Origin of the sequence: Corynebacterium sp. ACRPZ, from assembly GCF_022346205.1 — a bacterium.
GTDB classification, from domain to species: Bacteria; Actinomycetota; Actinomycetes; order Mycobacteriales; family Mycobacteriaceae; genus Corynebacterium; species Corynebacterium lehmanniae.
Map to the genome: position 1 here is coordinate 1 of NZ_JAKRMR010000021.1, position 22,526 is coordinate 22,526.

Here is a 22,526-nt window from a genome sequence, read left to right on the forward strand (position 1 = left end):
CTCCTGCGGGGCAGGGGCGGGCTGCTGGACCTCCACCACGGGCTCCGGGGCGTTTTCCGGCAGCTCGGTGCTGAACTGGGAGGGCGAGGGTTCGGTGGATTCCTCGGTCGGCTCGGTGGAGGGCTCCGTCGAGGGCTCTGCCGAGCTACTCGGCTGGGAGACTTCGCTGGTTTTTTGGTACGCCGAGGTGGAGTCGCGCTCCAGGCCCGACGGCGAGCTCATCACCACGGTGCCCACGCCCGCCAGCACGAGCGCCGCGACGGCCGCGGCCGCGGCGATCAACGGGCCGCGGGATTTGCCCGGCTCGCGCACGGACTCCGCCGGGCGCTCCTCCGTGTCCGCGGCAAGGGCTGCGGCCTCCGCGTCCATGGTGGCGAAGAAGTTCGTGCCCGGGTGCGCGACTTCCACCTCGCGCACGATCGGCGGCAGCGGGGAGATCGGGATGTCATCGGTCGGGATCGGGCCGGCGATCACGGCCAGCGACGTGCCAGCCTCCACCGCGGTGGTGTAGCCGCGCGCCACTGCGATCAGCCCGCGGTCCTCCAGGCGCCGCAGCGTCGGGGTCAGCGCCTCGCCGGCGGCCGGGTCCAGCTCGCCGATGATGTCGCCGTCGACGCACAGCACGATCTCGCCGGCGTCGTCGAAGCCCATCGACACCAGCACCTGCGCCGGCGCCTCCACCGGCAGCTTACCGGTAAGGTCAGCCACGTAGCGCTCGCCTGCGGGCAGCAGCGCCCACGGCTCGCGCGGCGGGGTGTTCACCGGCAACACCTGGCCGGCCGGCGGCAGCACAACCGCCCCGCCGTCCACGGCCACCACCGGGGTCACACCAGACGACGCCAGCTGGGCCAGCTCCGCGTCCTCCACCGAACCGACGGTCTCGCCGTCCACCACGACGTCGAGTTCCGGGGTGAGGGTGGCCGAAGGAACGTCGATAGGCAAACGCTCCACGGGGAGGCGACGGGGGCCCGAAGGCACCTCGTACATGGCCATCGCGAACCTCCCGCTGAAATGTGTGGTTAAGTCACGCAAGTATAGCGCGCGGGCCTAGTTCGCGGCAGTCGAGCGGTTGACCGCGGAGACGATCGCCTCGAGCGACGCGCGGGTGGTCGACCCGGCGATACCCACGCCCCACGCCGAGGTGCCGTCGACGTCCGCGTGGATGTAGCAGACCGCGTCCGCGTCGTCGCCCGCGCTGCGAGCGCGCTGCGAGTAGTCCTGCACCTCGAAGTCGATGCCGACCTGCTCCAGCGCGTTCGCGAACGCCGCGATCGGGCCGTTGCCGGTGCCCGCGACCTCGCGGGAGGCGCCCTCGTAGACCACCGTCGCCTCCACGCGGGTGTCTTCGCCCTCCTCCTCGGCGGCGTCGATGCGGTAGTGCGCCAGCTCCAGCGGCTCGTCCAGGTCCAGGTAGGTGGTGGCGAAGACGTCCCACATGTTCTTGGAGTTGACCTCGCCACCCTCGGAGTCGGTGATGTTTTGCACGATCGCGGAAAACTCCGGCTGCATCGCGCGCGGCATGTTGATGCCGTGGTCCGTCTTCATGATGTAGGCCACCCCGCCCTTACCGGACTGCGAGTTCACGCGGATCACAGCCTCGTAGGTGCGGCCGACGTCCTTCGGGTCGATGGGCAGGTACGGCACCTCCCAGGTGGTCTCGCGCAGCTCTTCCCAGGTGACGTCGGAGCTCGTTGCTTCTGGACGCACATTCTGTGCCAGCGCATCCAGCCCCTTGTTGATCGCGTCCTGGTGCGAGCCGGAGAACGCGGTGAAGACCAGGTCGCCGCCGTAGGGGTGGCGCTCCGGCACGCGCAGCTGGTTGCAGTACTCGACCACTTCGCGGATGCGGGTGATGTCGGAGAAGTCGATCTGCGGGTCCACGCCCTGGGTGAGCATGTTCAGCCCGAGGGTGACCAGGTCGACGTTGCCGGTGCGCTCGCCGTTGCCGAACAGGCAGCCCTCGATGCGGTCGCCGCCGGCCAGGTAGCCCAGCTCGGCGGCCGCGACACCGGTGCCGCGGTCGTTGTGCGGGTGCAGGGAGATGATGATGGACTCGCGGTTTTGCAGGTTGCGGTGCATCCACTCGATGGAGTCGGCGTACACGTTGGGGGTGATCATCTCCACCGTGGACGGCAGGTTGATGATCATCGGGTTCTCCGGCGTCGGCCCCATCACGTCCACGACCGCGTCGCAGACTTCCTTGGCAAAGTCCAGCTCGGTGCCGGTGAAGGACTCCGGCGAGTACTCCCAGCGCCAGTTGGTGTCCGGGTAGTCCGCGGCGATGGTTTTGATCAGCTCCGCGGCGTCGGTGGCCAGCTTCTTAATCGCGTCGCGGTCCTTGCGGAAGACCACGCGGCGCTGCAGCTTCGAGGTGGAGTTGTAGAAGTGCACGATGACGTTCTTCGCGCCGGCGCAGGCCTCGAAGGTGCGGCGGATCAGGTGCTCGCGCGCCTGCACGAGGACCTGGATGGTCACGTCGTCGGGGATCATGTCCTTTTCGATGATCTCGCGCACGAAGTCGAAGTCCGTCTGGGAGGCGGACGGGAAGCCGACCTCGATCTCCTTGAAGCCCATCTCCACCAGCAGGTTGAACATGCGGCGCTTGCGCTCGGGGCTCATCGGGTCGATCAGCGCCTGGTTGCCGTCGCGCAGGTCCACGGCGCACCACTGCGGCGCGCGGGTGATTTTCTTGTCGGGCCAGGTGCGGTCCGGCAGCTGGATGTCTTCGACCTCTTCGGCGAAGGTGAGGTAGCGTTCCACCGGCATCTGCGAGCCGCGCTGCTTGTTCCATGCGGGCTGGCCGTCGTAACGCGGGCCGGAAGGGGTCTGGATCTCGCGGGGTGCGAAAAAGTCGGTCATTGGAGTTCTCCTTTTGTTGGGGGTGTGTTCCACGGCCGGCCAACAGAAACTCCGCGACGGGGTGCCGGCCGTGTTAGTTGGCCTGATTCCCGCCGCGGCGTAGAAGGAGAAGCGCCCTGTGCGACATGTGGCACACCTTACATCAGGTCGAGTCGTGTGTGCACAATTTCAGCGAACCCTGGGCAGTCCGCAGTGCGGAGCTGGGCGGCGAGGTCGAACGGTTCACCAATACGTCGCCGGAATTCAAGCTGCTGGGAGATCGTCCGATCAACAACGCGCGGTGCGGTGTCGGCTGCCTCGACGAGCCAGCGGTCGGCGGTGACGACGTCGTACGGCAGGCGCTCGGCCACTTGGAAATCGGCCACATTTTGTGTCACTAGCACGTCGATGTCACCGTGAACGGCCGCGGAGTGGACGTGCGCATCCAGCGGGTCCGGCAGTGTAGCGCTGCCGTCGAAAGGGAAGTCGCGGATTTGGTTGTCGCCCATCACTGTCATGAGTCGTTCCCGGAGTTGTTCCATCTGTGTGCTCGATGCGTGCGGGAATCGGCGCCGCCTCGCATGTACCGCTTCGGCGAGGATGTCCTCGGTCCAGTGAAATTTCCACACTCCGGGAGAGACCGCAGCAATCAGGCCGAACCATGAATGCAAGGTCGCGGAGGCCCAAATGTTTGCGTCGGGCAGCACGTTGCGGACCATGTCAGTGGCTGTTGCCCATCGTGTGTTCTAGCTGCATGACGTCGAATACTGCGTCCAACCTTTTGCGCTCGATCTCGTCGCGTAGGGCAAGTACTTCACGTGCAGGAATCCGGTGGTGGCTGCCCACCTTCGTGGCGTGAAGGCGCCCTTCGTCGACGTATTTCATCACCGTAGTGCGGGACAGGCCCAACATTGAGGCGGCGGTGTTGGGGGTGACTTCTTCCGGCAGTGAGGAGACGGAGAGCGGTTCGCCTTCAGCAATTGCTTGCAGGACTGCGTGGAGCACTTCGTTGATGTCGTCGGGCAGCGGGTGGCCTGTTTCGTCGTGCAGCACGCTTAGACGGTCTATCGAATGGGCGACGCGCCGCTGCGTGTCGCGGGTGAAGTGCAGGTTTCCGCTTGCGGGTATGAGTGTCATCGCAACCCCCTTAGGTTGACAGTTATATCTGACACCCTACCGGATGCTCACCCGCGTGAGCATTGCGGCGGCCACGAGCATCACGCCTATCGACGTCCCGACGGCCGCCCACCCCAGCACCGAATCCACGCGGAAGGATTCGCCGAGCACAAGCAGGCCCAGGGAGAACGCGACGAGCGGCTCGATGATCTTCGACGCCGGCAGCGAGGTGGCCAGCCTGCCCGCGGCGAAGGCGTACTGCTGCACGACCGTGCCGGCCGTGGCCGCGGCCAGCATCGCCCACAACTGCCACGTGGCGAGCAGGCCGGTCACGCCGCCGTGGACGAAGCCGTCCACCGCCACCTTGGAGAACACGGCCTGGTAGCCGTACATGGCGCCGCAGGCGGAGCCGAAGATGAGGGCTTTGCCGGCGGGGGGACGTCGAGAAGCAAAGGCGTAGGAGGCCGCAATGATGGCCACCGCGGTGCCCACGACCGCCCACCACTCCCAGGCGGCGGGGTCGCGGTCGCCGGGCAGCGGGCGGCCGAGCACGACCACCCCGCCCACAGACGCGGTGAGCAGCACCGCCCAAAACGCCTCCGCGGTGTGCATGTGGCGCTTGTCCGCCCACGCCGAAAACAGCAGCGTGAGCATCAGCGACAGCGCCAGGATCGGCTGCACCACCAGCAGCGACCCGAACGCCAGCGCCGCGGCCTGGAAGCCGTACGCCAAAAATGCGATGCCCATCGACGCCCACCACGCCGGCCGCTTCAGGGACTCCAGGGGCGAGTCGTTGTTCTCCCCTTCGGGGGCGCCCGCGCGCATGATGCGGTGGCGCCACACAGTCCCTGCCGCCATGGTCGCGGCCGAGATCAGCGCGAACGCGACGGCGAGAAAATTGTTGTGCACAGTGAATGATATTAACGCGGGTGGCTGAATCGGCAGTTTTGGGACGCTATTCTTGACCGTTGGAATGCACCCAGATCCGCGGAGGTACGAATGGCACTGATCGTCCAGAAATACGGGGGATCCTCCCTGGAAAGCGCGGAGCGGATCAAGGCCGTGGCCCAGCGGATCGTGGACACGCGCCGCGCCGGCAACGACGTCGTGGTGGTCTGCTCCGCCATGGGCGACACCACCGACGAACTGCTCGACCTCGCCGCAGAGGTCAACCCCACCCCGCCCGCGCGCGAAATGGACATGCTGCTCACCGCCGGCGAGCGCATCTCCAACTCGCTGGTGGCCATGGCGGTGCACGCGCTGGGGGAGAAGGTGCAGTCCTTCACCGGCTCCCAGGCCGGCGTGATCACCACCGAACGCCACGGCAACGCCCGCATCCTGGAAGTCACCCCGGGGCGCGTGCAGGAGGCTGTGGACGAAGGCAACATCGCCATCGTCGCCGGCTTCCAGGGCGTCAACCGCGAAACCAAGGACGTGACCACCCTCGGCCGCGGCGGCTCCGACACCACCGCCGTCGCCCTGGCCGCGGCGATGAACGCCGACGAATGCGAGATCTACTCCGACGTCGACGGCGTCTACACCGCCGACCCGCGAATCGTGCCGGACGCCCGCAAGCTGGACACCCTCTGCTTCGAGGAGATGCTCGAGCTTGCCGCGTCCGGGTCCAAGATCCTGGTGTTGCGCAGCGTGGAGTACGCCCGCGCATTCAACGTGCCCATGCGGGTGCGCTCGTCTTACAGCACAGATACCGGCACCCTGGTCGCCGGAGCATTGGAGGATATCCCCATGGAAGAAGCAGTACTTTCCGGCGTGGCCACCGACGACTCGGAGGCCAAGATCACCATCCTGGGTATCAAGGACGAGGTCGGCGAGGCCGCCAAGGTCTTCCGCGAGCTCGCCGACGGCGAAGTCAACATCGACATGGTGATCCAGAACATCTCCAGCGCCGAAGACAACAAGACCGACATCACCTTCACCTTGCCCAAGGCCGACGGCGCGCGCACCATGGAGAAGCTGCGCGAGCTGCAAGCTGCCGAGGGCTGGGACGATCTGAGCTACGACGACGAGATCGGCAAGGTCTCGCTCGTCGGCGCGGGCATGAAGTCCCACCCGGGGGTCACCGCCGACTTCTGCGACGCGCTGCGCGACGCCGGCATCAACATCGAGATGATCACCACCTCCGAGATCCGCATCACCGCCGTGGTGCGCCAGGCGGACGTGGCCGAAGCGGCGCGCGCGATCCACACCAAGTTCGACCTCGGCGGCGACGAGCCGGCCGTGGTCTACGCAGGCACCGGACGTTAGAAGGAGACTCAATGACCACTCTCGCAGTCGTCGGCGCCACCGGCCAGGTCGGCCGCGTGATGCGCGACATCCTCACCGAGCGCAACTTCCCGGCCGACAAGGTCCGTTTCTTCGCCTCCCCGCGCTCCGCGGGCAAGCAGCTCGAGTTCCGCGGCGAGGAGATTACCGTCGAGGACCTCACCCAGGTCACCGAGGAGTCCGTCAAAGACGTGGACATCGCCCTGTTTTCCGCCGGCGGGTCCACCTCGCGCGAGTGGGCGCCGGTGTTCGCCGCCGCGGGCGCGACCGTCGTGGACAACTCCTCGGCGTGGCGCAAGGACCCGGACGTCCCGCTGATCGTCACCGAAGTCAACCCGGAGGCGGCGCGCGAGCTGCCCAAGGGCATCATCGCCAACCCGAACTGCACCACGATGGCGGCGATGCCGGTGCTCAAGCCGCTTCACGACGCCTTCGGTCTGACCACCCTCCGCGTCGCCTCCTACCAGGCAGTTTCCGGCTCGGGGCTGGCTGGCGTCGAGGCGCTGGCCACCCAGGTCGAGGCGCTGGGGGATCCGCGCGGGCTGGTCCGGGAGGACGTCGAGAAGCCTAGCGACCTCGGGCCCTACGTCGAGCCCATCGCGTTCAACGCGCTCCCACTTGCGGGCTCGCTTGTCGACGATGGCTCCGCCGAAACCGACGAAGAGCAGAAACTGCGTAACGAATCGCGCAAGATCCTCGGGCTACCGGAGTTGAAGGTGGCGGGCACCTGCGTGCGCGTGCCAGTGTTCACCGGCCACACGATGGTGGTGCACGCCGAGTTCTCCGAGGCCGTCACCCCGCAGCAGGCCGAGGAGATCCTGGCGGGCGCGCCGGGCGTGAAAGTGGTGGACGTGCCGACGCCTCGCGCCGCCACCGGCATCGACGAGTCCCTGGTGGGCCGCATCCGCCAGGACCAGACCGTCGACGGCGGCCGCGGGCTCGTGCTCGTCGTCGCCAGCGACAACCTGCGCAAGGGCGCGGCGCTGAACACCATCCAGATCGCCGAGCTGCTGGTCTAGCGCCAGGCGGCGGGGCGGCGCTCCTGACAGATTCCGCCGCCCGTTTGCGTCGACCAGGCACGATAAAGCCCCACTGACAGATTCCGCCGGGAATCGTCGGTGGGGCTTAAAGCGTTGGTGGGCGCTACAGCTTGGTCGAGCCGTCGTCCTTCGCGCTCACTGCGGTCGAGCCGCCGGTTTCCTCCGCGGCGTCCTCGTCTTCGTCTTCTTCGTCGTCCTTGTCGCCGCCCAGGCTGTTGTCCGGCCCGGCTGCCGCCTCCTCGGCTTCTTCGGCGGCGATCATGTCGTCGACGGTGTGGTCGTTCCACGGCTCGTCGGGGTTGCGGCGGTACTCGTCGGCGGAGACGGGGTCGGTGTAGGAGACGTAGACGACTTCGGAGGGGTTCTCGCGGTCTTCTTCCTCGAACTCGCTCTCATCGTCGTCGAGCAGCTCCTGGGCGACCTCTTCCTCGAGGGCCTCGGACAGCTCCTCGGAGTCCACGTTGGACTTGGAGGTGAGGTACTCGAGCTCGCGCTCGTCGTTCTTGGTGAAGCGCTCGGCCGGGTCCATCTTCTTGCGGGTCAGCTCAAGGGCGCGGCGGCGGCGGTCGCCTTCCTTGCGCAGCTTGGGGATGCCGCGGACCCACGCGATGGTCATCACGACGATGAGCAGCAGGCCCAGGTAGCCCAGGATCGGGTACACGGTGGAGACAAGCTGCTGGAAGCCCACGAACGACAGCACGAAGCCGATCAAGCAGGCGGAGATGAAGATGACGCGGAACTTGTCTTCGCGGCCGCGGGCGAGGCGCTTGCCCAGGGCGAAGAACATGCCTAGGCAGGTGGCGAAGATCATGCCGAAGATGACCAGGGACATGATCAGCCCCATGGTCGGGTTGATGTCGCTGATCAGGGTCAGAAGCGGCATGTCCTGGCCTTCGACGGTCTCGATCTTGACCAGCAGCGCCAGCGCCAGCAGCATGAGCATGACCAGGTAGCCGATGCCGCCGAACAGACCGCCGAGGCCGGCTGCGCGGGTGTCCAGGTGGTTGCCGCCGATGACCAGCGCCATGGACACGACGCACATGACGTTCAGGCCGGTGTAGTTCAGCGCGGCGATCCACCAGTTGGGCAGGGAGGTATCCACCTGCGCCGCCGCGGCATTCAGCGCGCTCCAGTCCGGGTGGGCGTTAATCAGGGTCCAGCCGCATCCGAAGATGACAAACACCAGCAAGAACGGGGTGAGCGCGCCAATGGCGCCGGTGACCTTGTCCACGTCGAGCATGCCGAAGCCGATGGTGGCGGCGAGCATGAGCACCGCGCCGATCCACACTGGGATGCCGAATTGCTGGTTCAGGTTGGCACCGGCACCGGCGAACATGACAAAGCCGATGGAGAACAGGGTGACAATGGTGGCGATGTCCAGGATCCAGCCCATCACCTTCGAGGAGATGGAGCCGAGGACTTCCATGTGCTCTTTGGCTTGGAAGAAGGAGCCGAGCTGGAGGATGGTCACGCCGGCGATGAGCATCAGCGCGGAGCCTAAGACGGCGCCCCAGATGCCTTGGGTGCCGAAGGCGGAGAAGTACAGCATCGCTTCCTGGCCGGACGCGAAGCCGGCGCCGACGACGGTGCCGATGAAGGCGAATGAAATTAAGAGTGCGTTCTTCAACATAGTGTGATCAGTCTATTCGAAGGTTCTACGTGGGCTGGATTTCGCTTTCGACGACCCACTTGTGCCGCTTCATGGTCATTTCCGGCGAATCGATGTCCACCATGTAGACCGTCTCGTCGGTGGCGGAGTCGATGGTCGCCTCCGCGCCCTGCATGCCGGACATGTGCTCGGCGGTGATCGTGGCCGTGTCGCCCGCACCAAGCTTCTCGCTGCCAACACCGTCGAGCTCTTCCTGCACGACCCACTTGTGGTTGGTCACCGGGTCGCCGCCGTCCGTGGGGGTGTAGGACACGGCGTAGGCGGTGGTGTCGAAGGCGCCGGAGATGGTTGCGGTGGCACCGTCCATGCCGGGCATATGGTCCGCGGTGAGCGTGACTTCGGTGCCCACGGGGTAGGTCGGGTCGGCCGCCTCGGCGATGCCGGCCGGGGCAGGCCCGCCGTCCGCCGGGTGGTCGTGCCCACCGTGGTCAGTGTGGTCAGCGTGCTCTGCGGGGGCGTCGTCGCTTTCCGACGCACACCCAGCCACCGACAGAGCCGTCACCGCCGCAAGGGTGGTCAGTGCAATAGATCGAGAGATACGCATGTCTTCAACTCTAGCTCTACCCGCCTAGTTACTCCCGGCAACCAGATCCCGCCGGGCGCGGGCCACTCTGGAGCGGATGGTGCCGACGCGCACGCCGACGATGCGGGCGGCTTCTTCGTACGTGTAGCCCATCACTTGCGTGAGTACGAGGGCTTCGCGGCGTTCGGGCGGCAGCTCGTCGAGAAGCGAGCGCGCGTCGATGACGTCGCCCCAGGTGTTGGGGTTGTCGGGGCTGGGGTTGGCGGCGGCGACGTCTTCGTATTCGGTGGCGGATTTGCGGGGCCGTGCCATGTCGTGGCGCACGGAGTCCACCCAGGCGCGGCGCGCGAGCGACAGCAGCCAGGTGCGCGCGCTGGAGCGGGCTTGGAAGCGCGGAAGCGACCCGAGGACGCGCAGATAGGTCTCTTGTGTGAGGTCGTCGGCGTGTTGGGGTCCGGCGAGGTGGGCAAGCAAGCGCCACACGTCGTTTTGGGTGAGCCGGATGAATTCGGTGAGCGCGTGTTTGTCGCCACGGCCGGCGCGCAGTGCCAGGTCCGTGACGTACGCGTCGTCGCTAGTGCTCACAAGCTCATTACGTTAGTTCTTTTTGTCGGAGACGGTGACGCCGTAGAGGGAGCGGCCCATGATGAACGACGCCACGGAGCCGACGATCCACACCGCGGCGATGGCCAAAACGGCGCGGATGAAGTCGTTGAGGTCGAAGCCGGTGGTGGACCAGGAGTGGATGAGTTTGGCCACGATGAGGATGGGGAAGGCCACGACCACCAGGGGGCCGAGCAGGTTCACGCGCGTCAGGGCGTCGGGGGCGCGCAGCTGCAGGATGGTGGTGGCGACCACGCAGATGGTGGCCACGACAACCAGCACGGCGACGATGATTTCGGCGATGGTCATTAGCGGCGTCCTCTCGAGATGATGCGGGCCATGGAGATCGTCGGGATCACGCCGCACACCAGGCCGGCGAGCAGCGGGATCTCGTACGCGATGGCAGACGAATTGAACAGCGTCCACACGAGGAAGATGGCGATCATGGAGTAGAAGATCACGTCTGCCATCACGGCGCGGGAGAGTTCGTCTTTGGTCAGGATCACGGCGCCGAGCGCGATGAGCAGGCTGACGGCCATGATGATCAGGCAGATCTGCATGATGGTGGTGAACATGGCTTAATCCATCCTTTCGGCCGGCGGCACGTTGTCGCCGTTTGTGTCCGGGCCGTGGTCGACGTAGGGCTCCCAGGCGACGGTTTTCGGGTCGATGGGGCTCTTGCTTAGCGACGGCCGAAGGTGTTCCTCCATATCCACCAAGCCCGCGATGACATCTTCCGGGTCGGAGCCGAACGCGGCCTGCACCAGCAGGGTGATCGGCCCGTTGTCGGTGACGGGGTGGCGCAGCCCCATGGACAGCGTGCCAGGCGTTGCGGTGATGGAGGTGGAAAACCAGAACACGTCCCAGTCCGTGTTCACGCGCAGCGGGTAGTAGATGACGATGGGGTCGAACTTCGCCGCCGGGTTGAACGCCTTGGCGACGGCATCGAAGCCGGCCACGAAGATTTCTTTGGCAAGCCAGACGGCGTACTTCACGCCGTGGAAGAAGCCTCGCATTAGTTCTCGCCTCCATTGGTTTCGGCGCCGAAGGTGTCGCCGGGTGCGGGGACGCCGATGGGGTCGTCGCCGAGCACGGCGGTGGTGTAGGCGTCAACGTCGAGCAGGTCGTCGACGGCGTTGGTGGTGATGTCCCACATGTGGCCGGCAAAGATGAACATGCACAGCGACATCACCATCAGCACCGCGGACGGCAGCATGAAGCTGGCGCGGACGTTGAGCGCCTCGGGGTAGTTCTGCATCGGCCTGCCCCAGAACACGCGCTGCCACATGCGCATCATGGACAGCAGCGCGCCGAAGGAGGCGATGATGATGGCGGTGATGGCCACCCAGGAGCGCCAGTCCCCGGCGGAGGCGGCTGCCAGCACGACGGTGACCTTGCCGAAGATGCCGGAAAACGGCGGGAAGCCCACGATGGAAAACGCGCCGGCGACGAAGACTGCGGACGTCCACGGGTCGCGCCGGGCGATGCCGGAGAGTTTCGCCATGGTGCCGGTGCCGTAGGTCTCCTCGATCGCGCCGGAGTTCAGCACGAGCGCGGCGATTGTGATCATGTGGTGCAGGGTGTAGAGCAGGCCGGCGGCAAGGGCGTAGCGTGCGTCGTCGTTAGTGAATGCGAGCATGATCAGGATGAACGGCATGCCGTTGACCATCTGGTAGGCCAGCACGCGGCGCATGGTGGCCTCGGCCAGGCCGGCGTAGCCGCCGATGATCATGGAAATGACCATGACCACGATGATCAGCGTGTTCCAGCGCGGGTCCATGTCGAACATGATCACCCAGATGCGGAAGAGCATGTACACGGCCACCTTGGTGTGCAGGCCGGAGAACAAGCCCATCACGGCCGCGGAGGTGGACGGGTAGGTGCGAGGCAGCCAGGTGTAGACGGGGAATACGCCGGCCTTCGCGGCGATGGCGATGACGACGATGCCGGTGGCCACCGTGGCAGGCCCGTTGCCTGCGGCCACGCCCTGCAGGGAGGCGAGGTTCACCGCCCCGGTGACGGCGTAGAGGTAGCCCACGCCGAGCACGAGCATTGTCGACGCCGCCAGGTTGACCAGCACGAACATGCGCGCGGACAGCAGGCGGTGGCGGGTGCCCGTCATGGCGATCAGGCCGTAGGACGGCAGCAGACACACCTCGATCATGACGAAGAAGTTGAACAGATCGGCGGTGAGCAGCGCGCCGGAGACGCCGGTGATGAGCACCAGCGACAGGGGCACGTAGAACCGGGACTGGGTTTCGCCGACGACGATGGCGAACCAGTTGGACATCAGTGCCACGATCATGGTGGTCACGATCATCACGGCGGAGAACGTGTCGGCGGCAAACGAGATGCCCACGCCGCCCTGGTACAGGCCGATGACGTGGCTGATGGTGCCGTGGTCGCGCGTGTAGCCGTAGAGCCACACGCCCATACCTAAGTTGATGGCGGGGATGAGGATCGCCAAAGCGTCGTTGAGCCACTTCCAGGGGCTTAAGGCCGTGACCGCGGAGACGATCAGCGGCAGCGCCACAAATACGGGCAGGATTGCGTCTACGGCCATTAGTCGGTCACCCTCAGGCTTTCGTTGTCGACGTGGCTGATCTCGCGTGCGCGGATCTCCTCCAGCTTCTTCTGGTTCAGCCGGGCGTTGCGGCCGGCGGTGGATAGCGCCGAGGGGCTCAGCCACATCTTGGAGTAGCCGGCGTCGGTGCCGGTGGGCTGCTCCGCGGTGTCGTCGTTACGCCCCAGCGAGGACAGCATCAGCAGGATCGTCGTGGTGGCCATCGCGATGACGACGGCGGTGAGCACGAACGCCTGGGGCAGCGGGTCCGCCATGTCCTCGAACGGCACGCGCGACGGGAAGGCCTCCCCGCGCCAGGCGCCGACGCCTGTGGCCAGCAGGGTGAGGTTGGTGGCGTGGCCGAACAGGGACATGCCGAAGATCACGCGCACGAGGCCGCGCTGCAGAACCAGGTACACCGATCCCGCGACCAGGACTGCGATGGTAAGTGCCATGACCATGGGTTAGTGCTCCTTCGTGATAACCGGTTGCGGGTCGTGCGCCGGGTTGATCGGCTCCGGGTGCGCGTCCACGGGGTTGTCGGGTTCCGGCGGGGCCGGGATGCTCGGCAGCGGGTTGTCTTCTTCGTCGCGCGAGTAGTCCAGGTCCGACAGGTCCATGCCGGGGCGCAGGTAGCCGCCGAGCGCGTTGATCGCCGCGGTGACCATGCCAAGCACGGCGAGGTAGATGCCGAAGTCGAAGATCAGCGAGGTGGTCATATGCTCGCCGGCGATCTCGCCGTGGATGGCGTACATGAACCCGCCTTCGATGAAGCCGAGGAAGCCGGAGGAAATCGCGATGATGATGCCCCAGCCGGTCAGGCGGATCGGGGTGAAGTTCTTCACCACGTCCGCGTCGGCGCCGCGGGACAGGTAGTTGAGGGCGAACGCCGTGGCCATGACCAGCGCGGCGACGAAGCCACCGCCGGGGGCGGTGTGGCCGCGGAAGAAGATCAGCACGGACAGCACCACCAGCACCGGCGCGACCAGGGCCGCGGCCTTGCGCAGCGGGATGGAGTTGAGCTGGGACTGGCCGAACGGGCGCGGGCGGGTGCCGGCCTCGAACATGTGGCGCGGCATGGAGCTGACCACCGCGGCGATGACCACGGCGGCCATGCCGAGCACGGACAGCTCGCCCAGGGTATCGAAGCCACGGAATTCCACGATGATCACGGCGACGATGTTGTCGGCGCCGGTGGCCTCGCCGCCTTGGGTGAGGTACCACTCGGCGAGCTCCGAGCGGCCGCGGCGTCCGGTCAGGCCGTAGACGCCGAAGAAGGTGACCACGCCTGCGAGCAGGGCGAAGATGGAGGCAAATGCCTTGCGACGGGCCTTCGTCTCCGGGAACATCCGCGGCTGGTAGCGGAGCACCACCAGGATGACCACCACGGTCAGGGACTCGACCAGGAACTGCGTCATGGCCACGTCCGGGGCGCCCAGCAGGAACATCTGCAGGGTCATGCCCACGCCGACGGTGCCCAGCAGCACGGCGGAGGCGAGGCGGGAGCGGGTGAACACCATGCCGAGCACCGACATTGCGATGATGGCGAACGGGATGAGGTCCCACCACACGTCCAGGCCTTCGGCGCGCGGGGCCGGGGTGACGCCGTCGATGCCGTCGGTGGCCAGGATGACGGTCAGGCCCATCGCGGTGACGGAGGCCAGCAGGGGGAACAGGTGGCGCGACGGGTTGAAGCCGTCGGCCAGCGAGCCGAGCTGTTTGCCCAGGTCGGACAGGCTGCGGGTAAGCCAGGCCAGCACCTCGGTGCCGTCTGCGGGCAGAAGGTCCTTGTTGCCCAGTGCTGCGAAGACGCGCTTGCGGAAGAACACCACGAACACCACGCCAGCGACCAGCACTGCCACCGACACCAGGAATGGCGGGGTCACGCCGTGCCAGAGTGCGAGGTGGGTGGCGAAGCTGTCGTCGCCCGTCACAGCCCGCACGCCTGCGGAGACGGGGTTGTCCACCCAGAACAGCACAAACGGCAGGACCGCGGAGGTCAGGCCCGGCAGCGCGGCGGGCAGCCAGAGGGCGGTGGGGGCTTCGTGGACGTCGGGGAGGTCCTTTGGTCCGTCGATAAATGCGCCGAAGACGATCTTGGCCGAGTAGACGAAAGTGAGAAATGCGGCGATGCCGGCCACCGTGAGCAGGAGCGCGCCGTAGGAGGATTCGTGGAAGGCGTCCAGGATGGATTCCTTGGACACGAAGCCGAACAGCGGCGGGACCGCGGCCATGGAGGCGGCGGCGATAACGGTGGAGGCGAACGTGAACGGCATCTTGTTGTAGATCGGGCCCAGGCGGCGCATGTCGCGCGAGCCGGCCTCGTGGTCCACCACACCGATGAGCATGAACAGCGAGGACTTAAACAGCGCGTGCGCCAGCGTGTGCGTCAGCGCCGCGGCCAGGGCGATCGGGGTGCCGATGCCGATCGCGGCGACGATCCAACCCAGGTGGGACACGGTGGAGTACGCAGTGAGGTGCTTCAGGTCCGTCTTGGTAATGGCGAACAGCGCGGACATCAGCGCGGTGAACAGGCCTGCGGTGACCAGCAGGTAGTTCCACGCGGCGACGTCCGAGAAGATGGTGGAAAAGCGCAGCAGCACGTAGATGCCGGCCTTGACCACGGCCGCGGCGTGCAGGAACGCGGAGACCGGGGTGGCGGCGGCCATGGCCTCGGGCAGCCAGAAGTGGAAGGGGAACTGCGCAGCCTTGGTGAACGCGGAAAACGCGATGAGCAGCGCGACTACGACGGTGACGCGGTTGTCGCCCCAGATATCGGCAGCGAGGATGTCCTGCAGGCGCGTCGTGCCGGTCTGCGCGGAGGCCACGGCCAGGCCAGCCAGCAGCGTCAGGCCGCCGAAGAAGGTGAGGATCAGGGTGCGGTAGGACCCGGCCTCACCGGAGGAGCCGGAGCGTGCGATGAGCAGGAACGACGCGATGGAGACGAGCTCCCAGGCGATGAACAGCAGCACGGCATCGTCCGCAAGCACAAGCAGCAGCACCGACAGGGTAAACGCCGTCATGATGGTGTAGAAGCTGGTGTTGCCGTCGCGCTCGGGCAGGTACGCGGCGGAGTACAAAAAGACCACGCCGCCGATGACCAGCGCCAGCAGCGCGAAGAAGATGCCCAGCCCGTCTGCGCGCAGCGCGAAGTCCACGGAGGTGCCCGTGCCCATCACGTCGTGCGCCCACTCCTTGGACCATTCGAGGTCCGTTCCGCGGGAGACTTCTGTGAACTTGGAGCCGAGCACGGCCGCGGCGGCGAAGAGGATCGCCGCGAGCGGGTACCCGGCCTTCTTGTCCATGACTCGCACGAGGATCGGTGAGAGCACCACCGTCGCTGCGACGAGCCCGATGACAAGGGGAAGTGTCATGGTGAACCCATTTCATTCCATGGTTTTGGCAAGAACCCTTACGACAGTATCAAGGCTGCCGACACGGTTCTAACGGTGCGCAGTTCGGGCGATGGGCTGGCGGTGCGCCTCCCGCAGCAAGTCGGGCGCGAGTGCTAAGAACAATGCCATGAAATCGGGCAACGCGTGGCGGTTGGTGTGTGCGCTTCTGGCGCTGGTTGTCGGGGTGTTTTTGCCCATGAATCCGGCCGACACATGGGCGAACGCGGGGCGCGATGCTGAGGTTTCGGGCGCCCCGCAGGTCGGCCCCGACAACTTGGGGGATGCGCGCCGCGCGGCCGGTGAGGCCGGGCAGCAGGCGAAGGTGCTCAAGGAGGGCGCCGGCCAGCTTGCTGCGGGCATCGGGGAGGCGCAGGGGCAAACTCAGCAGCTTATCGACGCCCTCGCCGCCGCCCAGTCCGGCTCCCAGCAACTCGCTGACGGCATGGTCGAGCTCCAGGCTGGCACCGGCCAGTTGGGCGCGGGAGCGACGCAGCTGGCGGATTCCATCGGCGAGGTGGTCGGCCAGGTGTCCGGGTTTGAGGCCGTGCGCGGCCAGGTGGTCGGCGCGATCGATCGCTCCCTGGAGGAACTCAAAGACGCGAAAGACCCGGAGGCGGTCAAGGCCCGCGAGTCGCTGAAGGACCTGCGGGCCCAGGCAGAGACCGCCCAGCTGCCGCCGGACGTGGTGGCGAAGATGAACCAGCTTCGCGACGGCTCCCGCGACCTGGCCAACCAACTCGCCGTACCGGGCTACGGCTACCACGACGGTATATATACAGCCACGAACGGCTCCGCCGAGCTGGCCGCGGGCCTGCGTGAGCTACAGACGCAGACCGGGCAGGCCACCGGCGGCATCGACGAGTTGGTCGCCGGCGTGGAAAAGATCAACCAGATGGCGGGCATGAACGCCGACAAGGTTGGCGCGGTGCGCGCGGCCCTGCCGGTGCCGGCAGTCGCGCCGGGTGCTGCCGGGGCTGAGCCGGTCGGCCCGACCCTTGCGCCGGTGGCGGCGATGCTGCTCGCGGCGATGGCCGTACTCGGAGGCACCGCACTGGCGGCGGCGGCGTGGTTCGCGTCCCGCGGGCGCTGGTGGATCCTGGGCGTCGGTTCCGTGGTTTTGGCCGCCGCGGGCACCATCTTGGCCGGGGTGATCGGATCCGGGTTTGGTGTGCAGGAATACGGGGTGGCGTTTATAGGCCTGCTGCTGGGCACGCTCGCCAGCGCGGGCCTGGCTTCCGTGTTAAGTCGAGCGTTCGGCGCTGGGGTTGGTCTTGGCTCAGCCGGCGTGCTTGCGCTTGTGCAGACCGGGCTCGTCGGCTGGGTGTGGCGCACCGCGACCACCGCGCAGGTCGACTCTGTGTGGGTGGCGTTGTCGCAAGCAGCGCCGATGCACTGGGCGTCGACGGCGGTGTCCGCAGCGGGTAACGGCGGCGACTACCGCGGCATCGTCTCGGCGGTGTTGCTGTCCGCTCTGCTTGCGGTGGCGGGCCTGGTTGGGGCACGGGGTCGTCGTTAAGCAAACGCTTAGGTAGACAGCAGTTTCTCCGATCCCTAAAATGTGATGTTATCTGTCACCTCTCTATTGGGACGTGGTGACACCCGCGCTAGCCCGCGCGAAGAAAGATGGCCCCCGGAGCGATCCGGGGGCCGTCTTTTGCATTGAAGGTCCGGTTGCGGGGGAGTAGTCAGACCTCTCGTGACGAATAAAAACGCCACTAGTTGAACACCGATTTCACTTACCTGCAACACATATAGGGGCCAGGAGCTGCGCCGATGCGGACGTAACCTGAAATTAACCTGAATGTAGCCTCCTGTACGCAACCTGAGAGTAGCTTGCGCCGTGGTTACAAAAACCATCCCTCTTACCTCAAGGAAGTCTTATGCGTTTCTCCTCCAAGGCAGTGGCAGCTGTCGTCAGCGTCTCCGCGCTGGCACTGGCGAACCTGCCGGTTTCTCTCGCTCAGTCCGCGGAGCAGGCGTTCAACGGCAAGGACACCTGCATCACCATTGATTCCGAAGGCAACGTCGTCGCGCCGCAGCCGGGCGACTGCACCCAGTTTGGCAAGGGTGGCCAGGGCAACTCCGACGCTCAGGCCCGTAACGTCATCTTCATCCTGGGCGACGGCATGGGCCACCAGGAGATCACCGCGGCGCGCAACTACCTCAAGGGCGCGAACGGCCGCTTCGAGGGCCTCGACGAGCTCACCGCGTCCGGCGCGTACACCACCTTCGCCGTGGGCAAGGACGGCAAGCGCCAGTACGTGACCGACTCCGCCGCGTCCGCGACCGGCTGGTCCACGGGCGGAAAGACCTACAACGGCGCGCTGTCCGTGGACATTACGGGCAAGCCGCACGAGAACCTCTTGGAGATGGCCAAGAACGCCGGCATGCGCACCGGCAACGTCTCCACCGCGGAGATCCAGGATGCGACTCCGGGCGCGATGCACTCGCACATTTCCAAGCGCGGCTACTACGCACCGTCCGGCGAGGCGAAGCCGGTCAAGGGTGCTGAAGCTCGTGAAAACGGCGGTCTCGGCTCCATCTCCGAGCAGATCATCGATACCCGCGCCGACGTCACCCTGGGCGGCGGCCGCAAGTACTTCGACGCTGAGGTGCTTGAGGGCGGCGAGAACCGCAACCCGTTCCTGACCGAAAAGAACGACGGCGGCGCCGACTGGGAGGCCGGCAAGTCGGTCCGTGAGAATGCGATTGCCAAGGGCTACCAGGTTGTCGACGACAAGCAGGGCCTCGAGGGCATCACCGTCGCAAACCAGGACCAGCCGGTGCTCGGTCTGTTCCACGACAAAAACATGACCCGCAAGTTTGAGCAGACCGTGCCGGTGAAGTCCGATGGCACCACCGAGCCCGAGGTCTGCAAGGAAGCGGATCGCGGCGACGAGCCGTCCGCAGCTGAAATGACGAAGAAGGCCATCGAGCTTCTCGACGACCCGTCGGCGGACAAGGGCTTCTTCCTGCAGGTCGAATCCGCATCCATCGACAAGGCGGACCACGCGGCCGACGCCTGCGGAATGATCGGCGAGACCGATCAGATCGACGAAGTGATCAAGGAAGCCCTGGACTTTGCCAAGAAGGACAAGGACACCCTGATCGTGGTCACCGCCGACCACGCGCACACCGCCGAGATCATTCCGGACGGCCGCCCGTCTGTGTCCGCCGTGACCCGCCTGCAGTCCCCGAAGGACGGCGGTGCGGTCATGTCCGTCGGTTTCGGCACCCAGCCGTGGCTGGATGAGGAGGGCAACCCGGTCTTTGACAAGAAGGCAAACGGCGACCCGTTCGACACCCCGAACTTCTCCATGATGCACACTGGCACCCAGGTACGCATCGCCGGCTACGGCCCGGGCTCCGAGAACGTCAACGGCCAGATCGACCAGACCGACGCGTTCTACGTCATGGCCAACGCGCTCGGCCTCAACGGCGGCACCGACGGCGGCCAGAAGCCGTGGAAGATCAATAAGGACAACAAGGTCGTATCCCTGGCCAACCGGTCGAAGGCCAAGTCGGGCGACGAGCTGTGCTACCTCGTCGCCGCCGGCGAAGCTCCGAAGGTGGGCGACTGCGCCCAGTTTGGCACCGAGGGCCAGGGCATCGACAACGCCAAGGCGAAGAACGTCGTGGTCCTGATCGGCGACGGCACCGGCGACTCCGAGATCACCGCAGCCCGCAACTACCTGAAGGGCTCCGCCGGCCGCTTCGAGGGCCTGGACAACCTGGACTACACCGGGTACCTGACCACTTTCTCCCTGGATAAGGAAACCGGCCTGCCCAACTACGTGGCAGACTCCGCCGCCACCGGCACCGCGTGGAACTCCGGCGTGAAGACCTACAACGGCGCCATCGGTGTGGACAACGCCGGTAAGCCGGTCGCCACCATGGGTGAGCTGGCCAAGGCCCGCGGGATGAAGATCGGCAACGTCTCCACCGCCGAGATCCAGGACGCCACCCCGGCTGCCTTCGCCGCGCACGCGCTCGACCGCTCCTACTACGCACCGTCCGGCGACAAGAAGGTGGCCAAGGGCGACCAGCTGCGTGAAAACGGCGGCTTGGGCTCCATCTCGGAGCAGATCGTGGACCTGCGCGCCGACGTCACCCTCGGCGGCGGCAGCAAGTACTTCGACACCGAGGTCGTTCAGGGCGGCAAGTGGAACGCCAGCGGCAATACCTGGACCGCCGGCAAGTCGGTGTTGGACAACGCGAAGGACAACGGCTACCAGGTGGTGACCAACGCGTCCGAGCTTGACGCCATCGCCGAGGCCAACTCCGACAAGCCGGTGCTGGGCCTGTTCTCCGAGGGCAACATGCCGCGCGTGCTCAACCAGTCCATCCCGACGACCGACGGCGGAGACCTGCAGCCGGCGACCTGTGTGGCCAACCCGGAGTTCACCGAGGAGACCCCGCGCCTGGGCGCGATGACCTCCAAGGCGCTCGAGCTGCTGCAGAACGACAACGGCTTCTTGCTCCAGGTCGAGTCCGCGTCCCCGGACAAGGCCGACCACCAGGCGGACGCCTGCGGCCTGATCGGTGAGGTCGGCCAGCTGGACGAGGCAGTCCAGGCCGTGCAGAAGTGGGTCGAGGAGACCGGCGAGGAGACCCTCATCGTCGCCACCGCCGACCACGCCCACACCGCGCAGATCACCTACGAGAACCAGAACACCGCCGGCCGCGTGACCCAGCTGACCACGGCGGATGGCTCCACCATGGCGGTCAACTTCGCCACCTCCAAGACCAACGAGGACGAAGACGCTCTCGGCGGCCAGCAGCACACCGGCGCGCAGCTGCGCGTCGCGGCGTCCGGCCCGGGTGCGGCGAACGTGACCGGCCAGATCGACCAGACTGACCTGTTCTTCCTGGTCAACAACGCCCTCGGCATCGAGAGCATCAACCACGGTCTCACCTTCGAAAACAAGATGAAGCCGGTTGAGGCAGCCCCGGCCGAGCAGCCTTCCCAGAGCTCCGAGGGCTCCTCGCTCTCCAACGTCGGCCTGATCGCCGTTCTGGCAATCTCCGGCATCGTGGGCCTGCTCTCGTTGCTGGCGCTGCTCTTCCCGTTCCCGGTCGATGAGGTTCTTGGCCCGATCGCGAAGCGTTAAATATTTCTAGCCCGTCACGTCCCGTCCCCGGTTCAGCACCGAGGGCGGGACGTTTCGCGTCTCCGGGCCGTCCTTCTTTGCTCGGTGCCGTCTGCTTGAGGTCTGGTTACGGGGGCGTAGCCAGACCTCAGCGGGAAACCAGACCTCAGCGCGTTTGGCGACCTGGGGCTTTGTGGTGGCCGTCGGCTTGAGGTCTGGTTGCGTGTCTAGGCGGGGCTACATGCGCGGCATGTTCATGCCGGGCACGTGAATGCCCAGCATCGGCAGCGCCGCCGCGATTCCCGCCAAAGCCAGCAGGGCAGCGATCACGCCGCCGACGATCGCGGCAACGTTCGGGGAGTCCTTGCCGTCCTTGTCCTTGTCGGACGAACCCATGTCGCCCGGCTTGTCCTTGTCCATGCCTTCCTTGCCCGGCTTGTCCTTGCCCGGCTTAGTCTTATCCAGGGCGATGGGGCCGGTGGGGTAGTCCATTTCCTTCGCGTCGCCCTTGGCGCAGGAGGTGGCGGCTGAGGCGTTAGCTACGTCGATAAGCTGCTGGTTCATGGAGAGCATGCCGCTGGGGGTGGCGGACCATGCCTCGTAGAGCTCGGTGCCCGCGGTGAACGGGGCCTCGGCCATCGGCGCGGTGGACGGACCGACTGTCCACGCGTCGGTGTCCACGTCCTCGAGGGTGGTGGCGGTGGTCGGCTCGGTCTCGTCGAGGGTCCGCAGCGCCTCGGTGTAGGGCTTGACCAGGTCAGCCGGCAGGATCGTGGAGTAGTCCGGCGCCTCGCCCTTGAGGTCGGACTCGTTGGCGGCCATGACGCCCGGGTAGACCGTCTCCACAGCGGCGACGACATCGCGGGCGCGCTCGTGCTCGCCGATCTGCTTGGACTCGTCGAAGGTGTCCATGATGAACTCCTTCTCCATGTCAGTGAGGGTGACGGCGCAGTTGCCGTCCGCGTCCTTCTCGCCGACGGTGGCGGCGTGGGCCGGGGCGGCGACGGTGCCGAGAGCGATCGCGCAGGCGGCGGCGCTGGTGATGATGCGTTTCATGTAGGCCTCCTTGAGGGGTAGGTGTGTACTCGAAGCGGTACGTGCACCAGCGTGATGGGGGCCATGTTGCGAGAGCGTTAAGGGGCAGGGACCCCGACTCTTCGCGGCTGAATCTGTCAGGCGGATCCCATCGCCCCAGGTCGGAGCAAACGGCTGCCGTGATCTGTCAGGATTCTCGGAGCAAGGGCGCGGCAAATGCGAAAACCCGCCTCGAAAGGCGGGTTGTACGTGGTCGGGATAACAGGATTTGAACCTGCGACCTCTTCGTCCCGAACGAAGCGCGCTACCAAGCTGCGCCATATCCCGGTTGTATCTTCGGACTCTCGCCCGCGGTACTGGCAACACCTTAC

Annotated in this window: 18 protein-coding genes, 1 tRNA gene and 1 pseudogene; 4 read left to right on the forward strand and 16 right to left on the reverse strand. The window is 66.3% G+C overall.

Annotation, left to right across the window (positions count from 1 at the left end; genetic code table 11):
- The 5 genes and pseudogenes from MHX64_RS11230 to MHX64_RS11250 all read right to left on the reverse strand — a co-directional run.
- Positions 1-993 (reverse strand): annotated as a pseudogene (locus MHX64_RS11230) (hypothetical protein); the annotation flags it as partial.
- A 54-nt stretch (positions 994-1,047) separates the two neighbouring features.
- Positions 1,048-2,859: a 2-isopropylmalate synthase gene (leuA, locus tag MHX64_RS11235; RefSeq protein WP_239357542.1), complete on the reverse strand. Its 1,812-nt coding sequence runs from the start codon at positions 2,857-2,859 to the stop codon at positions 1,048-1,050.
- Positions 2,860-2,996: 137 nt separating this feature from the next.
- Complete coding sequence (locus tag MHX64_RS11240; protein WP_181890133.1) at positions 2,997-3,557, reverse strand: PIN domain-containing protein; 561 nt, start codon at positions 3,555-3,557, stop codon at positions 2,997-2,999.
- 1 nt (position 3,558) lies between these two features.
- Positions 3,559-3,975 (reverse strand): helix-turn-helix domain-containing protein, encoded by a 417-nt coding sequence (locus MHX64_RS11245; RefSeq protein WP_239357541.1) that lies wholly within the window; start codon positions 3,973-3,975, stop codon positions 3,559-3,561.
- Between the two features lie 36 nt (positions 3,976-4,011).
- Positions 4,012-4,863, reverse strand: a complete 852-nt coding sequence (locus MHX64_RS11250; protein ID WP_239357540.1) for a DMT family transporter — start codon at positions 4,861-4,863, stop codon at positions 4,012-4,014.
- A 90-nt stretch (positions 4,864-4,953) separates the two neighbouring features.
- Here MHX64_RS11250 and MHX64_RS11255 point away from each other — a divergent pair, with 90 nt between their 5' ends.
- Together MHX64_RS11255 and MHX64_RS11260 are read left to right on the forward strand one after the other, a co-directional pair.
- Positions 4,954-6,219 carry an aspartate kinase gene (locus MHX64_RS11255; protein WP_239357539.1) on the forward strand — a complete coding sequence of 422 codons (1,266 nt, stop codon included), beginning with the start codon at positions 4,954-4,956 and terminating at the stop codon, positions 6,217-6,219.
- 11 nt (positions 6,220-6,230) lie between these two features.
- A complete protein-coding gene (locus MHX64_RS11260) occupies positions 6,231-7,256 on the forward strand; it encodes an aspartate-semialdehyde dehydrogenase (RefSeq protein WP_239357538.1) in 1,026 nt (341 codons plus the stop codon).
- A gap of 124 nt (positions 7,257-7,380) precedes the next feature.
- Here the strand turns inward: MHX64_RS11260 and MHX64_RS11265 are convergent, their stop codons facing one another.
- Genes MHX64_RS11265 through MHX64_RS11305 form a run of 9 tightly spaced genes read right to left on the reverse strand, consistent with a single transcriptional unit; the run spans position 7,381 to position 16,009 of the window.
- Positions 7,381-8,907: a hypothetical protein gene (locus MHX64_RS11265; RefSeq protein ID WP_239357537.1), complete on the reverse strand. Its 1,527-nt coding sequence runs from the start codon at positions 8,905-8,907 to the stop codon at positions 7,381-7,383.
- 25 nt (positions 8,908-8,932) lie between these two features.
- On the reverse strand, positions 8,933-9,490 hold the full coding sequence (locus MHX64_RS11270; protein WP_239357535.1) for a YdhK family protein: 558 nt from the start codon (positions 9,488-9,490) through the stop codon (positions 8,933-8,935).
- 24 nt (positions 9,491-9,514) lie between these two features.
- Positions 9,515-10,054, reverse strand: coding sequence for an RNA polymerase sigma factor (locus MHX64_RS11275; RefSeq protein WP_239357533.1), 540 nt, complete (start codon positions 10,052-10,054; stop codon positions 9,515-9,517).
- Positions 10,055-10,066: 12 nt separating this feature from the next.
- Positions 10,067-10,381 carry a Na+/H+ antiporter subunit G gene (locus tag MHX64_RS11280; protein WP_239357531.1) on the reverse strand — a complete coding sequence of 105 codons (315 nt, stop codon included), beginning with the start codon at positions 10,379-10,381 and terminating at the stop codon, positions 10,067-10,069.
- Positions 10,381-10,647 carry a cation:proton antiporter gene (locus tag MHX64_RS11285; protein WP_181890126.1) on the reverse strand — a complete coding sequence of 89 codons (267 nt, stop codon included), beginning with the start codon at positions 10,645-10,647 and terminating at the stop codon, positions 10,381-10,383. Before MHX64_RS11285 ends, MHX64_RS11280 begins: the two co-directional genes overlap by 1 nt.
- A 3-nt stretch (positions 10,648-10,650) precedes the next feature.
- Positions 10,651-11,088, reverse strand: coding sequence for a monovalent cation/H+ antiporter subunit E (locus tag MHX64_RS11290; protein ID WP_239307021.1), 438 nt, complete (start codon positions 11,086-11,088; stop codon positions 10,651-10,653).
- Positions 11,088-12,635 carry a monovalent cation/H+ antiporter subunit D family protein gene (locus MHX64_RS11295; RefSeq protein WP_239357528.1) on the reverse strand — a complete coding sequence of 516 codons (1,548 nt, stop codon included), beginning with the start codon at positions 12,633-12,635 and terminating at the stop codon, positions 11,088-11,090. The genes MHX64_RS11290 and MHX64_RS11295 overlap by 1 nt, the downstream gene beginning before the upstream one ends.
- Positions 12,635-13,096 (reverse strand): sodium:proton antiporter, encoded by a 462-nt coding sequence (locus tag MHX64_RS11300; protein ID WP_239357525.1) that lies wholly within the window; start codon positions 13,094-13,096, stop codon positions 12,635-12,637. The genes MHX64_RS11295 and MHX64_RS11300 overlap by 1 nt, the downstream gene beginning before the upstream one ends.
- Positions 13,097-13,099: 3 nt before the next feature.
- Positions 13,100-16,009: a DUF4040 family protein gene (locus tag MHX64_RS11305; RefSeq protein WP_239357523.1), complete on the reverse strand. Its 2,910-nt coding sequence runs from the start codon at positions 16,007-16,009 to the stop codon at positions 13,100-13,102.
- Positions 16,010-16,157: 148 nt separating this feature from the next.
- Between MHX64_RS11305 and MHX64_RS11310 the strand changes: the two genes are divergently transcribed.
- Positions 16,158-17,546, forward strand: coding sequence for a hypothetical protein (locus MHX64_RS11310; protein WP_239357521.1), 1,389 nt, complete (start codon positions 16,158-16,160; stop codon positions 17,544-17,546).
- Between the two features lie 364 nt (positions 17,547-17,910).
- Positions 17,911-21,141: an alkaline phosphatase gene (locus MHX64_RS11315; protein ID WP_239357520.1), complete on the forward strand. Its 3,231-nt coding sequence runs from the start codon at positions 17,911-17,913 to the stop codon at positions 21,139-21,141.
- Positions 21,142-21,357: 216 nt separating this feature from the next.
- Here MHX64_RS11315 and MHX64_RS11320 read toward each other — a convergent pair whose 3' ends face one another.
- Together MHX64_RS11320 and MHX64_RS11325 are read right to left on the reverse strand one after the other, a co-directional pair.
- Complete coding sequence (locus MHX64_RS11320; RefSeq protein WP_181890119.1) at positions 21,358-22,176, reverse strand: hypothetical protein; 819 nt, start codon at positions 22,174-22,176, stop codon at positions 21,358-21,360.
- A gap of 229 nt (positions 22,177-22,405) precedes the next feature.
- Positions 22,406-22,482: transfer RNA gene (locus MHX64_RS11325), tRNA-Pro, on the reverse strand.
- Positions 22,483-22,526 lie beyond the last annotated feature (44 nt).

Excerpts from the sequence above, each read along its gene's own strand:
- leuA (WP_239357542.1), bottom strand. The coding sequence starts at position 2,859 with ATGACCGACTTTTTCGCACCCCGCGAGATCCAGACCCCTTCCGGCCCG.
- MHX64_RS11240 (WP_181890133.1), bottom strand. The coding sequence starts at position 3,557 with ATGGTCCGCAACGTGCTGCCCGACGCAAACATTTGGGCCTCCGCGACC.
- MHX64_RS11245 (WP_239357541.1), bottom strand. The coding sequence starts at position 3,975 with ATGACACTCATACCCGCAAGCGGAAACCTGCACTTCACCCGCGACACG.
- MHX64_RS11255 (WP_239357539.1), top strand. The coding sequence starts at position 4,954 with ATGGCACTGATCGTCCAGAAATACGGGGGATCCTCCCTGGAAAGCGCG.
- MHX64_RS11260 (WP_239357538.1), top strand. The coding sequence starts at position 6,231 with ATGACCACTCTCGCAGTCGTCGGCGCCACCGGCCAGGTCGGCCGCGTG.
- MHX64_RS11265 (WP_239357537.1), bottom strand. The coding sequence starts at position 8,907 with ATGTTGAAGAACGCACTCTTAATTTCATTCGCCTTCATCGGCACCGTC.
- MHX64_RS11270 (WP_239357535.1), bottom strand. The coding sequence starts at position 9,490 with ATGCGTATCTCTCGATCTATTGCACTGACCACCCTTGCGGCGGTGACG.
- MHX64_RS11280 (WP_239357531.1), bottom strand. The coding sequence starts at position 10,381 with ATGACCATCGCCGAAATCATCGTCGCCGTGCTGGTTGTCGTGGCCACC.
- MHX64_RS11285 (WP_181890126.1), bottom strand. The coding sequence starts at position 10,647 with ATGTTCACCACCATCATGCAGATCTGCCTGATCATCATGGCCGTCAGC.
- MHX64_RS11290 (WP_239307021.1), bottom strand. The coding sequence starts at position 11,088 with ATGCGAGGCTTCTTCCACGGCGTGAAGTACGCCGTCTGGCTTGCCAAA.
- MHX64_RS11295 (WP_239357528.1), bottom strand. The coding sequence starts at position 12,635 with ATGGCCGTAGACGCAATCCTGCCCGTATTTGTGGCGCTGCCGCTGATC.
- MHX64_RS11300 (WP_239357525.1), bottom strand. The coding sequence starts at position 13,096 with ATGGTCATGGCACTTACCATCGCAGTCCTGGTCGCGGGATCGGTGTAC.
- MHX64_RS11305 (WP_239357523.1), bottom strand. The coding sequence starts at position 16,009 with ATGACACTTCCCCTTGTCATCGGGCTCGTCGCAGCGACGGTGGTGCTC.
- MHX64_RS11310 (WP_239357521.1), top strand. The coding sequence starts at position 16,158 with ATGAAATCGGGCAACGCGTGGCGGTTGGTGTGTGCGCTTCTGGCGCTG.
- MHX64_RS11315 (WP_239357520.1), top strand. The coding sequence starts at position 17,911 with ATGCGTTTCTCCTCCAAGGCAGTGGCAGCTGTCGTCAGCGTCTCCGCG.
- MHX64_RS11320 (WP_181890119.1), bottom strand. The coding sequence starts at position 22,176 with ATGAAACGCATCATCACCAGCGCCGCCGCCTGCGCGATCGCTCTCGGC.